The sequence below is a fragment of the Neisseria sp. P0014.S009 genome, from assembly GCF_051958155.1.
Taxonomy (GTDB): Bacteria; Pseudomonadota; Gammaproteobacteria; order Burkholderiales; family Neisseriaceae; genus Neisseria; species Neisseria flavescens_C.
Map to the genome: position 1 here is coordinate 1 of NZ_JBQCVS010000316.1, position 229 is coordinate 229.

The following is a 229-nucleotide window of genomic DNA, read 5'->3' on the forward strand; positions in this document are numbered from 1 at the left end:
TGTAACGATACCGATGTTTTTAAATGGGCTTTTCATGATAGTAGGCCGTCTGAAAGTAAGTGTCTAATCTATCCAGATATCGCGCTCGAGGCGGTCGAGGCGTTCGTTTAGGCGGGCACCGTCGTCACGCAGTTTGTCCACTTCTTCCAACCATGCGGCAAGCGTGGCTTGGTCGAGAACAGGGGATTCGGGTTCGCGTGAAAAGTCGCTGATTTGCTCGGCAATGCTT

1 pseudogene is annotated in these 229 nt (G+C 51.5%); it reads right to left on the reverse strand.

Going from position 1 to position 229, the window contains the following annotated elements:
* Positions 1 to 63: 63 nt before the first annotated feature.
* Positions 64 to 229 (reverse strand): annotated as a pseudogene (locus ACTHS4_RS12785) (ubiquinone biosynthesis accessory factor UbiJ); the annotation flags it as partial.